This is a genomic window from Rhodococcus sp. EPR-147, assembly GCF_001647185.1.
GTDB lineage: Bacteria > Actinomycetota > Actinomycetes > Mycobacteriales > Mycobacteriaceae > Rhodococcoides.
Map to the genome: position 1 here is coordinate 1 of NZ_LVCU01000435.1, position 14,346 is coordinate 14,346.

14 protein-coding genes and 1 tRNA gene are annotated in these 14,346 nt (G+C 64.5%); 7 read left to right on the forward strand and 8 right to left on the reverse strand.

The features are described from left to right. The coding region (locus A2J02_RS18960; RefSeq protein WP_068052187.1) for a Nif3-like dinuclear metal center hexameric protein at positions 1 to 775 on the reverse strand (775 nt) is incomplete at its 3' end. A 14-nt stretch (positions 776 to 789) separates the two neighbouring features. Then, positions 790 to 1,827, reverse strand: a complete 1,038-nt coding sequence (gene cobC / locus A2J02_RS18965) for an Rv2231c family pyridoxal phosphate-dependent protein CobC (RefSeq protein WP_068052223.1) — start codon at positions 1,825 to 1,827, stop codon at positions 790 to 792. Between the two features lie 55 nt (positions 1,828 to 1,882). Between cobC and A2J02_RS18970 the strand changes: the two genes are divergently transcribed. Genes A2J02_RS18970 through A2J02_RS18980 form a run of 3 tightly spaced genes read left to right on the forward strand, consistent with a single transcriptional unit; the run spans position 1,883 to position 3,987 of the window. Next, positions 1,883 to 2,575: an HAD-IA family hydrolase gene (locus tag A2J02_RS18970; RefSeq protein WP_068052192.1), complete on the forward strand. Its 693-nt coding sequence runs from the start codon at positions 1,883 to 1,885 to the stop codon at positions 2,573 to 2,575. Then, the gene (locus A2J02_RS18975) at positions 2,572 to 3,045 is read left to right on the forward strand and encodes a low molecular weight protein-tyrosine-phosphatase (RefSeq protein ID WP_179272133.1); all 474 of its coding nucleotides are present in this window, start codon (positions 2,572 to 2,574) and stop codon (positions 3,043 to 3,045) included. The genes A2J02_RS18970 and A2J02_RS18975 overlap by 4 nt, the downstream gene beginning before the upstream one ends. Positions 3,046 to 3,063: 18 nt before the next feature. Further along, the gene (locus A2J02_RS18980; RefSeq protein ID WP_068052193.1) at positions 3,064 to 3,987 is read left to right on the forward strand and encodes an SURF1 family cytochrome oxidase biogenesis protein; all 924 of its coding nucleotides are present in this window, start codon (positions 3,064 to 3,066) and stop codon (positions 3,985 to 3,987) included. On the opposite strand, the gene A2J02_RS18985 is transcribed toward A2J02_RS18980, so the two are convergent. Both A2J02_RS18985 and A2J02_RS18990 read right to left on the reverse strand, forming a co-directional pair. Next, positions 3,928 to 4,896, reverse strand: a complete 969-nt coding sequence (locus A2J02_RS18985) for a cobalamin biosynthesis protein (protein ID WP_068052196.1) — start codon at positions 4,894 to 4,896, stop codon at positions 3,928 to 3,930. The two genes, A2J02_RS18980 and A2J02_RS18985, sit on opposite strands and share 60 nt — an antisense overlap. Positions 4,897 to 5,260: 364 nt before the next feature. Beyond that, positions 5,261 to 6,157: a LysR family transcriptional regulator gene (locus A2J02_RS18990; protein ID WP_068052199.1), complete on the reverse strand. Its 897-nt coding sequence runs from the start codon at positions 6,155 to 6,157 to the stop codon at positions 5,261 to 5,263. A gap of 112 nt (positions 6,158 to 6,269) precedes the next feature. On the opposite strand from A2J02_RS18990, the gene A2J02_RS18995 reads away from it, so the two are divergent. Together A2J02_RS18995 and A2J02_RS19000 are read left to right on the forward strand one after the other, a co-directional pair. Beyond that, entirely contained in the window at positions 6,270 to 7,763 is a 1,494-nt protein-coding gene (locus A2J02_RS18995; protein ID WP_068052203.1) for a CoA-acylating methylmalonate-semialdehyde dehydrogenase, read from the forward strand. A gap of 92 nt (positions 7,764 to 7,855) precedes the next feature. Then, the gene (locus tag A2J02_RS19000) at positions 7,856 to 9,022 is read left to right on the forward strand and encodes an iron-containing alcohol dehydrogenase (RefSeq protein WP_068052207.1); all 1,167 of its coding nucleotides are present in this window, start codon (positions 7,856 to 7,858) and stop codon (positions 9,020 to 9,022) included. A 6-nt stretch (positions 9,023 to 9,028) separates the two neighbouring features. Here the strand turns inward: A2J02_RS19000 and A2J02_RS19005 are convergent, their stop codons facing one another. Continuing rightward, the gene (locus A2J02_RS19005) at positions 9,029 to 10,429 is read right to left on the reverse strand and encodes an amino acid permease (protein WP_068052210.1); all 1,401 of its coding nucleotides are present in this window, start codon (positions 10,427 to 10,429) and stop codon (positions 9,029 to 9,031) included. 104 nt (positions 10,430 to 10,533) lie between these two features. Here A2J02_RS19005 and A2J02_RS19010 point away from each other — a divergent pair, with 104 nt between their 5' ends. Together A2J02_RS19010 and A2J02_RS19015 are read left to right on the forward strand one after the other, a co-directional pair. Beyond that, positions 10,534 to 11,475, forward strand: a complete 942-nt coding sequence (locus tag A2J02_RS19010) for an NAD(P)/FAD-dependent oxidoreductase (protein WP_068052213.1) — start codon at positions 10,534 to 10,536, stop codon at positions 11,473 to 11,475. Between the two features lie 284 nt (positions 11,476 to 11,759). Further along, positions 11,760 to 13,115 (forward strand): MFS transporter, encoded by a 1,356-nt coding sequence (locus tag A2J02_RS19015; RefSeq protein ID WP_094640410.1) that lies wholly within the window; start codon positions 11,760 to 11,762, stop codon positions 13,113 to 13,115. Here the strand turns inward: A2J02_RS19015 and A2J02_RS19020 are convergent. The 3 genes from A2J02_RS19020 to A2J02_RS19030 all read right to left on the reverse strand — a co-directional run. Beyond that, entirely contained in the window at positions 13,096 to 13,770 is a 675-nt protein-coding gene (locus A2J02_RS19020; RefSeq protein WP_068052222.1) for a nitroreductase, read from the reverse strand. The genes A2J02_RS19015 and A2J02_RS19020 overlap by 20 nt on opposite strands. 152 nt (positions 13,771 to 13,922) lie before the next feature. Continuing rightward, positions 13,923 to 13,994, reverse strand: a tRNA-Val gene (locus A2J02_RS19025). 87 nt (positions 13,995 to 14,081) lie between these two features. Then, a partial coding sequence (locus A2J02_RS19030; protein WP_156516300.1) for a redoxin domain-containing protein occupies positions 14,082 to 14,346 on the reverse strand: 265 nt, incomplete at its 5' end.

Here is a 14,346-nt window from a genome sequence, read left to right on the forward strand (position 1 = left end):
TGAATTCGGCGAGGGTCATCGGATTCGGCAGTCGACCGATGCGACCCAGGCCGGTGCACGACGATAGAGCCGCGGATTCGAAGACGTCGAACGCGGGCTCCTCGTACGGGTGTGCCCGACGCATTGCCGAAAGCACCTCAGCACGTAGTCCTTTCGGAGCAACGACTTCGATTCGATCCTCCGCCTCGGTGTGCACCTCTCCGGCAACACCGAGGGTCGGGTGTGCGTTCGGACCCGGACGGAACTGGCCGAGACCCGCGCTCTGCCAGCTGGCTTCGCTGTAATCGCCGATCTGTCCGGCTCCGGCGTCGAACATGGCCTGTCGCACCGCGGCCGAGTCGGAGGTCGGCACGAAGACCACCCACTTGTCATGTGCGGGAGCAGGAATGGGATCGAGCGGTCTGGTGTCGATCACGCCGAGGGCGGACGCGAGCGCGTCGGAGACACCGGGATCGGCGGAGTCGGCGTTGGTGTGGGCGGTGAACAGCGCGCAGTCGGCCTTGATCAGGCGATGGATCACCGAGCCCTTCGCGGTGTCGGCCGCGACGGTGTCGACGCCTTTGAGCAGTAAGGGATGGTGGGCGACGATGAGATCGGCACCCCGAGCGATGGCGTCGTCGACCACGGCGTCGGTGACGTCGACGGTGTACACGACCTGCTGCACAACAGCTTCGGGATCTCCGCACACCAGGCCCACCGAGTCCCAGCTTTCCGCCAGACGGGGTGGGTACGCGTCGTCGAGTACCTCGATGACGTCCGCCAGTGTCACTGCCATGTTCGATGCTCTCCTCACAGAACGGTGTTCAACGCGTCCACCAGTATGTCGACCTGCTGCGAGTCCCGTACCGCGACGCGCAGGTGGTGACGGTCGAGCCCCGGGAACGTGTCTGCGCGCCGCACCGCGATACCCATCGTGCGCAGGCGTTCTCGAACCGAATCGGCTCCGTCGACGCGCAGCAGCAGGAACGGCGCGCGGGCGGGTCCGGTGACGTCGAGTCCCAGAGCCTCGAGTCGCGGGATCATCGCGGTGCGTTCGCGGTGGATTCGCTCGGACTCGGCGCGTGCCCGATCGACGGCGAACGGTTCGGTACAGGCGCGGATCGCTTCGAGCTGCAGGCTCCCCAGCGGCCAGTGCGCGCGGCCGTGTTGCAGCCTCGCGAGGACGTCGGGGTGGCCCAGCGCATATCCGCATCGCAATCCCGCCAGCGCCCACGTCTTCGTCAGGCTGCGCAGCACCAGCACGTCGTCCAGGCTCTGTGAGGCGACAGATTCCCCAGCCCCCAGCACTGCGTCGGCGAAGGCCTCGTCGATCACCAGCGTGCGCCTGGGTCCGCGCAGACTCAGGACCGCCTCGCTCGGGTGCAGAACCGATGTCGGGTTGGTCGGGTTGCCGATGATCACCATGTCGGCGGCGTCGGGCACGAGCGTCGGATCGAGCTCGAAGGGCGGCGGCAGGATTACTCGGTGCACCGGAATGCCCGCCTGCTCCAGTACCCAGTCGGGCTCGGTGAACGACGGGTGGATCGTCGCTACGAGCTGAGGCTCCAGCCGCGGCAGCATCGAGAAACCCTCGGCCCCGCCGCTGAGCAGCAGCACCTCGTCCGGTGATCGGCCGTGGTGTTCGGCCACCTGTTCTCGTGCGGCCTTGTCGGCGGCCTTGCTCGGGTATGAACCCAGCGAATTCAGTGCCGCAGCCAGCCGATCGCGAAGCCATGCCGGCGGTCCGTCGCCCCGCACGTTGACGGCGAAGTCGACGAATCCGGAATCGACCTCGACGTCGCCGTGGTGACGGAGTAGCGCATCGGGATCGGCAGCTGTGTCGGACATCGCGACGAGCGTAGCCGCGCCTTCGTCGAACAGCCCGCACCGATAGGCTCGGGCCATGTCTGTCGATGCTCTCGCGTCCGTTGTCCTGTTCGATCTCGATGGGACGTTGACCGATTCCGCACCGGGAATTCATGCCGGTTTTCGTCATGCATTGGCGTCGGTCGAGGCTCCCGAACCGACCGAGGAACAACTGTCGATGGTCGTCGGACCACCCCTGATCGACACGCTGCGCGGGCTCGGCCTGGACGAGGATGCGGCGCAGCGCGCCCTGGCAGCGTACTTCCAGCGCTACGACGAGCGTGGCTGGGCCGAGAACACCGCGTTCGACGGCATCGAGACGGTGTTGACGCGGTTGCAGGATCGCGGCGTACGGCTCGGTGTGGCGACATCGAAGTCGGAGCGATTCGCCGTCCGGATTCTGGACCACTTCGGTCTGTCGCGGTACTTCGAGTTCATCGGCGGGGCCAGCAACGACGGCACCCGACGGGCGAAGTCCGATGTGATCGCGCATTCGCTGACCAACCTCGGCATCGAGCCGGTGGAATCCGCGGACGGCGGCACGTCCGGGGTGATCATGATCGGTGATCGGGATCACGATGTGCACGGTGCCGCTCGATTCGGCATTCCCACGGTGTTCGTGGAGTGGGGCTACGGCGTCGACGGCGAGAGTGCCGACGCCGCGTTCACCGCGTCGAGCATGGACGAACTGGCCACCGTGCTGGAGCAGAACACGGCGGCCGTGCAGTGAACGAGCCACTGCATGTGACCTTCGTGTGCACCGGCAACATCTGCCGGTCGCCGATGGCCGAGAAGGTCTTCGCCGGGCATCTGCGCGACGCCGGTCTGGGCGACGCGGTGCGCGTCTCGAGTGCCGGGACCGGCGGTTGGCACGTGGGCGACGGCGCAGATCCACGCACCGTCGCCGAGCTCGATGCCCACGGATACGACAGCGAACACGAGGCAGCGCAGGTAGGACCGGATCACCTGGCGGCAGATCTGATCGTCGCCCTCGACTCCGGCCACGCCCGCGCCCTGCTGCAGCTCGGCGCTCCGGCAGATCGCGTCGCCTTGCTGCGGTCGTTCGATCCCGATGCCGACGACTCCTCGGTGGCCGATCCGTACTACTCCTCCGATTCGGCGTTCACCGAGGTGCGCGAGCAAATCGAAAGTGCCGTTCCCGGCATGCTGGACTGGGCACGGTCTCGACTCTCTCGCTGACCCGGCTACCGTGGTGGAGTGCGAAAGTTAGCGTTCTTGCTGCGACCCAAATGGTTGGTGCTGGCTGCGGTGGTGCTGGCCTTCGCGTTCCTGTGCTTCAGCGTGCTCGCTCCGTGGCAGTTGGGGAAGAACACCTCGACGTCCGCGCGCAACGATCTGATCACCCGATCCGTCGACGCGGATCCGGTGCCGATCTCCGACGTTCTCACCGCAAACGGGTTTCCGGCCGAGGACGAGTGGCGTCGGGTCATCGCCTCCGGGGCCTATGTCACCGATTCCGACGTGCTGGTGCGACTGCGCAGCATCCGCGATCAGCCCGCATACGAGGTCATCACCCCGTTCGTGATCGACGGCGGGCCCACTGTGCTCGTCAATCGCGGGTACGTGTTGCCGGTGGAGGGAACCAGAGCGCCCGAGTTCGAGGCGGCACCCGCCGGTGAAGTGACGCTGAACGCACGGGTACGCCAAGCCGAGGGCACCTCGCGCGAGCCCGTCGAGGACGACGGCCGGCTGCAGGTCTACAACATCAATCCGGAACAGATCGGCGCGGCGGTCGGAGTCGACGCCATCGACGGATACCTACAGCTCGACGACGCTCAGCCGGGCGGTCTCGGCTTGATCGAGCTACCGCAGACCGACGCGGGCCCCTATCTGTCCTACGGTCTGCAATGGCTGGCGTTCGGCATCATGGCACCGCTGGGTCTGGCGTATTTCGCTCGGGCGGAGATACGCGAACGCCGCAATTCGCGTGCCGAGCTCGCGAATGCGATGTCCGGCGAGCCGGAGACCGAGCCCGAGCCGGAGGACAAGGCCGGACCGGACGAGGAAGAAGAATTCACGCTGCCCACCCGCCGCGAGAAGCGGGCAAAGGCGCGCGCGGCGTCACGCCCGACGACGCCGTCGGATCCTCGCCTGGCCGATCGCTACGGCAAGAATCGCTGACGCGACCGCGGACAGTTCCTGCACTCGGCTCGACAGTGCCACCGATCGACGAAGATCGCGTGCGGTCGGCGAGTGGCCGTCACCGAGTGTCGGCCTGATCTCGATGCCGTGACGGTACTGCGTTCTGCCGCCGAGCTGCAGCCCCAGTGCCCCGGCAGCCGACGCCTCCGCAACACCGGCGTTGGGGCTGGGGTGCTGCGCGGCGTCGCGTCGCCACATCTTCAGGGCTCGGGCGGGCGATCCCTGCACCGAGGGCGCTGCGACAACCGTCGCCACACCGGTGACGCGAGCCGGTAGCAGGTTCAGAACGTCGTCGATTCGCGCTGCGGCCCAACCGAAACGCAGATACTTCGGAGACCGGTAGCCGACCATCGCGTCGAGCGTGTTGCTCGCTCGGTAGGCCAGAATTCCCGGGACCCCGGCCAGTGCTCCCCACACCAGCACTCCGACGGTCGCGTCGGAGGTGTTCTCCGCGATGGACTCCAGTGCGGCGCGCGCGAGGCCGTCGGAGTCGAGTGGTTCCGGATCCCGACCGCACAGTGACGGCAGCAGTGCGCGTGCGCTCGCGAGGTCGTTGTTGTCGAGCTGGTCCGCCATCTGCCGACCCACCTTCGACAGGGACGTGCCACCGAGGGCGGCCCAGGTAGCGGCCGCGACCAGAGCGACCTCGGCGGGTGCACCCACACGAACGGCCACGCGGTTCGACCCGACGCCGAGTGCGGTCACCGAGCCGATCAGCGTGACTGCGTGGACGACGCCCAGCGTCCGACTATCGCGATAGAGGACGTGTTCGACGCGCAGCGCCGTGGTGCCGAATCCTGCCACCGGGTGCCAGCGTTGTGGGTCTGCGAACACTCGATCGAGGCCGTAGCCGACCAGTAAGCCGATCGCTCGGGGGTGTGTCCACATCCCACGAATCTTGCCAACTGTGCACCCGGCGCAGGAATTCGGTATGCCGGACTCAGCGCTGGCGGTACGCGCCCGCCAACTGGCGGCCACGGAAATTCATGTCGCTTCCGTCGTTGAGCAGTGCGATTGCCATACCGACGAAGCCGACCGTTGCCATTACGAACAGTGTCATGATTCCCCCAGAATCTCGAGTGGATCCGCGTCCGCGGATGTGTCTGTAACAGATTGTTACCCCTATCTTCACTGTTTCCCACTTCTTTGAGGTCGGCGTCACGTGTGTCCGTCATCACGAGACGCGCGTCTCATCGAAACGTCCAAATATCAACGGCCACCGGCACTCTCGGACTGTGCACTTCTCGCGTCGTTACTGCGACACAGGAAAGAGATGTTGTTCGTCGGTCACGACCGACCGCAGGAATTCGTCGACGGCCTTCACCCGCGCCAGACCGGTCAGCTCTCGCGGCACCACCGTCCAATACGTCCGCTCGACCGAGACGACGCCGGGCAACACCGACGCGAGGGCCTCGTCGGGCTCACCGATGTAGCTGGGCAAGGGCGCAATTCCCACCCCGGATCTCGCCGCGATCCACTGCCCGGTGATGTTGTTGGTCTGAATCTGCGCGCGGCCCTCCGGCAGAATCGCATCCAGGATTCGCAGCGGTGCCACATCGAGCAACGCGTCGACGTACGAGATCAGCGTGTGTTCTCGTAGATCCTCGACGGTGTCGATGGGCGACGTCGCGGCGAGATACTCGGCGGCAGCGTAGAGCCCGAGGGAGTACGTGGCCAACCTGCGAGTCACCACGAATCGCGGCGACGGCCGCTCCAACGTGATTGCGATGTCGAATTCCCTGGTGGCCAACGAGTTGTGCTCGGTGGCGGTGACCAATTCGATGTCGAGGTCGGGGTGCTTGTCTCTGAGCAGCCCCAGTTTCGGTGTCAGAACGAACGCTCCGAACCCGTCCGGGGCTGCGATGCGAACGGTCCCTCGCAGTGTGCCGGTGTCGGAGGTCTGATCCTCGAAGGCGGCGATGAGTGTCGATTCGACGGTCTCGGCATATCCGACGAGGCGTCGACCCGCCTCGGTGAGTCGCCAACCCGTCGGCGTTCTGTCGAACAGGCGTTGACCGGCCGATTTCTCGAGCGCGGTGATGCGCCGACCGACGGTGGTGTGGTCCACACCGAGAGTGTGCGCGGCGTCGGTCAAACGCCCGGTCCTCGACACTTCGAGGAAGTAGCGGAGGTGGTCTGCGTTGAACACCCACCGAGACTATCGCCGGTGTGCATTTCTGCACAGCGATCTGCGGTTTTGGCCTTTGACATGTGCATCCTTACAAGTGAGACTCGGAACACACCGATGGAAGGATCGAACGTTGACCGACGTCATTGCGCACTGGCTCGATGGAAAGACCTATTCCGGCACCTCCGACCGAACCGCGCCCGTCACGAATCCCGCGACCGGTGAGGTCACCGGCGCGCTCACCCTGGCCGATCAGGGCGACGCCCGGGCGGTCATCGACGCCGCTGCAGCCGCATTCCCGGCGTGGCGTGACACCTCCCTCGCCAAGCGCACATCGATCTTGTTCTCGTTTCGAGAATTGTTGAACGCGAGGAAGAACGAGCTTGCCGAGATCATCACCTCCGAGCACGGAAAGGTGCTCTCCGACGCCCTCGGTGAGATCTCTCGTGGCCAGGAAGTCGTCGAATTTGCCTGCGGCATGGCGCATCTGCTCAAGGGCGGATACACCGAGAATGCCTCGACCGGCGTGGATGTCTACTCCATCCGCCAGCCGCTCGGACCGGTCGGCATCATTTCCCCCTTCAACTTTCCGGCCATGGTCCCGATGTGGTTCTTCCCCATCGCCATCGCGGCCGGCAACACCGTGGTACTCAAGCCCTCGGAGAAAGACCCGAGCGCGAGTATCTGGCTCGCCCGGCTCTGGGCCGAGGCCGGTCTGCCCGACGGGGTGTTCAACGTCCTCCAAGGCGACAAGGTTGCCGTCGACGAACTCCTCGAGAACAAGAAGATCAAGTCGATCTCCTTCGTCGGCTCCACCCCCATCGCCCAGTACGTCTACTCCACCGGCACCGCACACGGAAAGCGCGTCCAAGCCCTCGGCGGTGCCAAGAACCACGCCGTCGTACTCCCCGATGCAGATCTCGACCTCGCCGCCGACGCCATGGTCAACGCAGGCTTCGGCTCCGCAGGCGAACGCTGTATGGCCATCTCCGCACTCGTGGCCGTCGGGAACGTCGCCGACGAACTGGTCGCGAAGATCGCCGAACGCACCACCCCGCTGGTCACCGGCGACGGCACCCGAGGGGCAGACATGGGTCCACTCGTCACCAAGGCCCACCGTGACAAGGTCGCCTCGTACGTCGATGCAGGCGAAGCAGCCGGAGCCACCCTCGTCGTCGACGGACGCACCGTCCAGCCCGACGGTGGCACCGACGGTTTCTGGCTCGGCCCCACCCTCATCGACAACGTGACTCCCGACATGAGCGTCTACACCGACGAGATCTTCGGACCGGTCCTCTCGGTCGTCCGCGTCGAGACCTACGACGACGCGCTTCGACTGATCAACGAGAACCCGTACGGCAACGGCACCGCCATCTTCACCAACGACGGTGGGGCTGCCCGCCGCTTCCAGAACGAGGTGGAGGTCGGCATGGTCGGCATCAACGTGCCCATCCCGGTTCCCATGGCGTACTACAGCTTCGGTGGCTGGAAGAACTCCCTCTTCGGCGACAGCCACGCCCACGGCACCGAGGGTGTCCACTTCTTCACTCGCGGCAAAGCCGTCACCAGTCGCTGGCTCGACCCCAGCCACGGCGGCATCAACCTCGGCTTCCCCGAAAACAGCTGAGCCCAGAAACAGAGCTGACGCATGTGCGCGGAACTTCGTAGCAGGTTACGAATTTCCGCGCACATGGGTCCACAGCGCTAAGGAGCACACCCATGGTTGCCAATATTTCGTTTCCTCGGTTCCTCAAGCTCGGCGGCGGTGCCGTCGAGGATCTGGGGACGGTTCTGACCGACCTCGACGTGTCACGGCCGTTGCTCGTCACCGATGCGTTCATGGCCGGCAACGGCTCGGCGGATCGTTTGATGAAGATCATGACCGAGGCCGGTAAGACGCCTGCATTGTTCTCGGGCACCGTTCCGGATCCGACGACCGATTCGTTGGTCGCCGGTCTCGACGCAGTGCAGCAGCATTCGGCCGATTCGATCATCGGGTTCGGCGGTGGCAGTCCGATGGACACGGCCAAGGCGTTGGCCATCCTCGCGGTGCAGGGCGGCACGATGCGGGACTTCAAAGCTCCCGTGCTGTCGACCGGCCCGGCACTTCCGATCATCGCAATCCCCACCACGGCCGGAAGTGGTTCGGAGGCAACTCAGTTCACCATCATCACCGACGTCGCCTCGGACGAAAAGATGTTGTGCCCCGGGCTGTCGTTTCTGCCGATCGCCTCGATCATCGACTTCGAGTTGACGATGTCGATGCCGGCGCGCCTGACGGCCGACACCGGTGTCGATGCTCTCACCCACGCCATCGAGGCGTACGTCAGCAAAAAGGCCAACCCCATCTCCGACGGTTTGGCGCTCAGTGCGATTCGCACGATCGGGACGTCATTGCTGCGGGCGTATCGGGACGGCGGCGACCGGCAGGCGCGCGAGGCGATGATGCATGCCTCGACGCAGGCGGGAATGGCCTTCTCCAATGCGAGCGTCTGCCTGGTGCACGGGATGAGTCGTCCCATCGGGGCGCATTTCCATGTTGCACATGGGCTTTCCAATGCGATGCTGTTGCCTGCCGTCACCGCATTCTCGATCGACGGGGCACAGGCGCGCTATGCCGACTGCGCACGCGCTCTGGGCGCGGCGTCGGAAAGCGATTCCGATCAGGTTGCCGGTGGCAAGTTGCAGGATGCGATCGTCACACTGTGCCGTGAGGTGGAGGTGCCGACGCCGGAAACCTTCGGTATCGACAAGGCGAAATGGGACGACCTGTTGCCGCTCATGGCCGAGCAGGCACTCGCGTCCGGCAGCCCGGGCAACAATCCAATCGTGCCGACCGCCGAACAGATCGTCGATCTGTACCGGCAGGTGTACGCGGGAATCTAGTCGCACTCACTCCGATGCGCGGGCGGCAACAGTGTCGCGCCGCGTATTTCGGCGTTGCACCAGAATTCCGCCGATCACGGTCACTGCGGCGAGGACGGCCGAGAGCAGGATCGACGACCGCTGCTCCGGCCGCACCACCATCATCACCAGGACGAACACGATGAACCCGATGGCCAGGTAGGTCAACCACGGGTACAGCCACATCCGAACGGCAGGGCGTTCGTCGTCGCGGTCGAGTTGACGCCGTAGCACCAGCTGGCTGCTGGCGATGGCGAGGTAGACGAACAGGGCGACGGCCCCGGGGGTCGCCAGCAGGTAGGTGAAGAGCTTCTCGGGCAGGATGTAGTTTCCGATCACGGCGAGGAAGCCGAGAACCATCGAGGCGATCACCGCGATCCACGGCACCCCGTTCGTGGTGATCTTCTTGACCGCCCTGGGTGCGTCGCCTCGGTCGCCGAGCGAATACAGCATGCGCGACGCGGTGTAGAGCGCAGAGTTCAGGCACGACGCGACGGCAGTCAGGATGACGATGTCCATGATGGTCTCGGCGTGCGGAATTCCCATCTTGGACAGCACGAATTGGTACGAGCCCGTATTGGGGTCCAGTTCGTTCCAGGGCACCAAAGCGACGATGACGAAGATGGAGCCGAAGTAGAAGATCGAGATTCGCCAGATCACCGAGTTGGTGGCGCGGGTGATTCCCTTTGCCGGGTCCTTGGATTCGGCGGCGGCGATGGTGACGATTTCCGAACCCATGAACGAGAACATCGTGGTGAGCATGGCCGCGATCACCGCGCCGAACCCGAGGGGCATGAATCCGCCCGAGGCCCAGAGTTGGTCCACACCACTGACTTCCGAATCGGGTAGCCATCCCAGGATGGCCGCGATTCCGAGGCCGATGAACGCGATGATCGCCACCACCTTCACCAGCGCGAACCAGAACTCGAATTCGCCGTAGTTGCCGACGCTGATCAGATTGGTCGCGGTGAGGGCAATGACGATGAGCAGTGCCCACATCCACTGGGCTCCGCCGAGCCAGTTGGTGAGAATCGACGCTGCCGCGGTGGCTTCGACCGGGATCACCAACACCCAGAACCACCAGTAGAGCCACCCGACCGAGAATCCGGCCCAATGTCCGAGTGCGCGTGTGGCATACGTGGAGAACGAGCCGGTGTCGGGATTGGCCGTTGCCATCTCCCCCAGCATGCGCATCACCAGAATCACGAGTGTTCCCGCGAACAGGTACGCCAGCAGCACCGCCGGGCCTGCCGTCGCGATGGCGTTGGCCGAACCCACGAACAATCCCGCGCCGATGACTCCGGCTATCGAAATCATCGTCACGTGCCGTGGTTTGAGGCTGGTACCGAGTCCGTTCTCGCCGGTGTCCGGCTTCTCCGTAATGGCCATCCCTATAGTCGAACACAATGTGAACGCGGACGCAGCGGGTGACCGTTATGTCCAGACAGCCGGTGGTACAGAGATATTCGCGTGAATCCGGGCATACTGGACGCATGAACTCCGAAGCGGACAGCATCACCGATCCGGTCACCATCGTCGGTGCGGGCATGGCCGGCGCGGCCTGCGCGCGGGTTCTCCGCGACGCAGGCGTGCCGTTCCGCATCGTCGACCGAGGCCGAGCTCCGGGCGGGCGGATGTCGTCGCCGGAGTTGCACGGCCGTCGCGTCGACCTGGGCGCCGGTTACTTCACCGTTCGTGATCAGGAATTCTCGACCGTGGTTGCCGATTGGGAGTCGGCTGGGTTGGCGCGCCAGTGGGCCAACACGTTCGGCATCCTCAAGCCCGCAACAGCCCCGTGCACAACGACCGGACCCGTTCGCTGGGCTACCCCGAACGGGCTGCGATCGCTGGTACGAAACATGCTCGAGGGCTTCGACATCGAGTATTCCACCGAGCTGACCGAATTGCCCGACGGCCATGTCGTAGTCGCGATGCCGGATCCGCAGGCGGCGCGACTGATCGCCGTCCCCGATGCCGTCGATTACGTTCCTGTCATCGCGGTGGCGTGTGGGTTCGACGGGCTCGACATCCCCTTCCGCGATGCGGCGTTCGTCAACGATCATCCTGATATCGATTTTGTCGTCGACGACGGTGCACGCCGCGGCGACGGCGCGCCGGTTCTGGTTGCGCACACCACGTCGGAACGAGCTCAGCAGCATCTCGACGATCCCGATGGTGCGATCGCCCCGGTTCTCGACGCCCTGCGCGAATTGTCCGTCGTCTCGGCGGCACCCGCGTGGAGTCACGCTCATCGATGGACATTCGCCAAGCCTGCGACGCAGCACGATTCGAACTTCGCGTTGCAGCAACAGGACGGACGCTTCGTCGGTTTGGCAGGCGATCAATGGTGCGAAGCCGGAGTGCCCAGGGTGGAGAGCGCCTGGCGTTCGGGGACGGATGTGGCGCGTGCGCTGATCGACTCGCTCCGACACTGAACCTCCCGGCACGACCGCTCCACTCCCTTGCGGGCTCGGGTTGCCCTCGTGGCGGTAGCGCAATCGGCGTGGACCATAGTCGCGTTCATGCCCGCTGATGCCACCGAAAACTCTGCGCGCGAACACCTCTCAACCGGTTCACCGGCAGCTACGTCGTCCGCGCGATAGTTACTTTAATTCTTGTTCACTATTTCGAAGTATGTACACATTTTACCGGTTACGGTGTGACGACACGCGCAGATCTCGCCCCCTCGTCGCCGTCGCACACAGAATCGGAGCAGTCCGTGGCCACCATCCGAACCCCGGAGCAGACCAGACGCCGTGGCGTACTCGCTGCCACCGTCGGCACCATCGTCGAGTACTACGACCTCACCGTCTACGCCTACCTCGCGGTGGTCGTCAGCCCATTGTTCTTCCCCGGCGACGACCCGACGGCGTCGTTACTCGCCAGTCTGGCCGTCTTCGCATCTGCCTACCTGATGCGTCCGATCGGCGGAATCTTCTTCGGCCGCCTCGGTGACCGCCACGGCCGCAAGCGCGCATTGTTGTTCTCGGTACTGCTCATGGGCGTCGGCAGTGCGCTGATGGCCTTCCTCCCCACCTACGAGAACGCGGGGGTTCTCGCGCCGATCCTGCTGGTCATAGCCCGTCTGGTTCAGGGCTTCTCTGCCGGTGGCGAACTCGGCGGCGCGCTCACATACGTCTACGAGACGGTCGGCGAAAAACGCAAGGGGCTCGGCGCATCTTTCGTCGCATTGGGTAGCAACAGCGGTTTCGCACTCGCGGCCATCGCCGTGGCCGTCACCTCCACTCTCACCACCGATGCACAAATGACCAGCTGGGGCTGGCGAATTCCGTTCCTGCTCGGCATCCCACTGGTGCTGTTCTGCCTCTGGACCCGAACTCGAATCGAAGACACCCCGCAGTTCGTCAACGCAGTCGCGGAAAACGAAGTCGCGAAGGCACCGTTGACCGAACTGCTTCGCACTCACCCCAAGCAGGTTTTGCAGGTCTTCGGACTGGGTGTGGCTCAGAACGCGACCGGATACATGGTGCTCACCTACATCGGCATCCATTTGGTGCGCGAAGGTGGATTCAGTCAGAGTTCGGTCACCTGGACTGCGGCCGGTGTGATCGTGCTCGTCGCGGCGTCCATGCCGCTCGCCGGGTTGCTGGTAGATCGGTTCGGCAGCGTTCGTGTGCTGGCCAGCGGATTGCTCGCCTCGGCACTGCTCGCGTACCCGGCAATGTCGATGATGAGTGGTCACGGGTTGTTCGTTGCTGCAATTGCTTTCATGTTCTTCGCGGTAGGCACACCCTTGATCCAGACGGCAACCGCTCCCCTGTTCCCGTCGTTGTTCGACTCGCGAGTTCGATTGACCGGCGTCGCTCTCGGCTTCAACATTGCGACGATCGCGACCGGTGGGACCGCTGCCTACATTGCGACGTGGCTGATCGACCGCACCGGAAGCTCGGTTTCACCCGCCTACTTCGTCATAGGCTCGGCCGTGATCGGCATGATCACCCTCGCGACCATCCGGCAGAAGACCTACGGCGGATTGCGGACCGGCAGCCGAGTCGCCGACGGACTGCCGTCGCAGTCGGGAGCGCTCGACGATGTCAGCTCCCGACGAACGTGACCGTCTCGTCCAAAGGGGCTCGGCTGGTACGGAATCCGTTGACCGAGTGCGTCTCGTCCGGGTAGCCGAAGGAGATGCCGGCCACCACTTTTCGAGTGTCCGGGATGTCGAACCACTCGTGCAGAAACGGTGAGTACGCGGCGAGGGCTGCTTGTGCGATCGCTCCGAGACCGAGACTCTGCGCGGCCAGCAGAAAAGTCTGCAGATACAAACCGCAGTCGACCGCGCCGTACACACCCAGATCGGCGTCGGTGGTGATGATGGCCGCGTGCGGGGCGTCGAACAGCTCGTAATTGCGAATGAATTGACGCGTCGTCGCCTCGGTGTCGGACTTGACCACGCCGATGCTTTCGTACAGCGCGCCACCGCATTCGCGTCTGCGCGCGCGGTGCACAGCGTTGTAGTTGGCTGGGAACGGAAAATCCGGTTGCGGCACACCGGACGCCACGTGCTCCACCAAAGCGTCGGAGAACTTCCGGGTGGCATTGCCTTCGGTCACGATGATCTGCCACGACTGGGTGTTGGACCAAGAAGGTGTGCGCCGGGCGGCAGACAGTAACTGTTCGAGTACCTCACGCGAGACCTGCTTCGGCAGGAACTGCCGGCACGAATACCTCTCGTCGAGAAGTTCTGTCAGTGCGTCGTACCGGGTCACATCGTCCGCCTCGTGTCGGTGTCGTCGGGTGCGGGTCGAACGTAACACCACGGCTGAACCCAGCCACACACTCTTCGGCGCGGATGAACGGCTGCCAGAGGAGCATCGGGCGCGTTGTGCGGGGTCCCGGCGAGCCGCGTATCGGAAGACGGTGGGCGCAGAGGGGTTCGAACCCCCGACCGCTGGTGTGTAAAACCAGAGCTCTACCGCTGAGCTATACGCCCGAGTACCGGTGGCCTGGGGACAACCCCGGGCCACCGGAACGCTTGGAGAAATTTATCGTGTCTGATCTCCAACTACAATTCCGCAGGTCAGCTCACCTGTGCGAGAGCCTCGGCCCACGAAGAACTGTCGCGAGCCTCGCCGGGTCCGTTCATTTCGGCGAACCTGATGATTCCGGATTTGTCGACCACGAACGTTCCACGATTGGCGAATCCGGCGCTGTCGTTGAACACGCCGTACGCCTGAGCAACCTCGCCGTGCGGCCAGAAGTCCGACAGCAGCGGAAAGGTGTAACCCTGTTCTGCAGCCCAGATCTTGTGGGTCGGAGGCGGACCCACCGAGAGTGCCAGGATC

Bases quoted from the DNA above. Each gene is read 5' to 3' on its own strand.
- cobC (WP_068052223.1), bottom strand. From the start codon at position 1,827: ATGTCCGACACAGCTGCCGATCCCGATGCGCTACTCCGTCACCACGGC.
- A2J02_RS18970 (WP_068052192.1), top strand. From the start codon at position 1,883: ATGTCTGTCGATGCTCTCGCGTCCGTTGTCCTGTTCGATCTCGATGGG.
- A2J02_RS18985 (WP_068052196.1), bottom strand. From the start codon at position 4,896: ATGTGGACACACCCCCGAGCGATCGGCTTACTGGTCGGCTACGGCCTC.
- A2J02_RS19000 (WP_068052207.1), top strand. From the start codon at position 7,856: ATGGTTGCCAATATTTCGTTTCCTCGGTTCCTCAAGCTCGGCGGCGGT.
- A2J02_RS19005 (WP_068052210.1), bottom strand. From the start codon at position 10,429: ATGGCCATTACGGAGAAGCCGGACACCGGCGAGAACGGACTCGGTACC.
- A2J02_RS19010 (WP_068052213.1), top strand. From the start codon at position 10,534: ATGAACTCCGAAGCGGACAGCATCACCGATCCGGTCACCATCGTCGGT.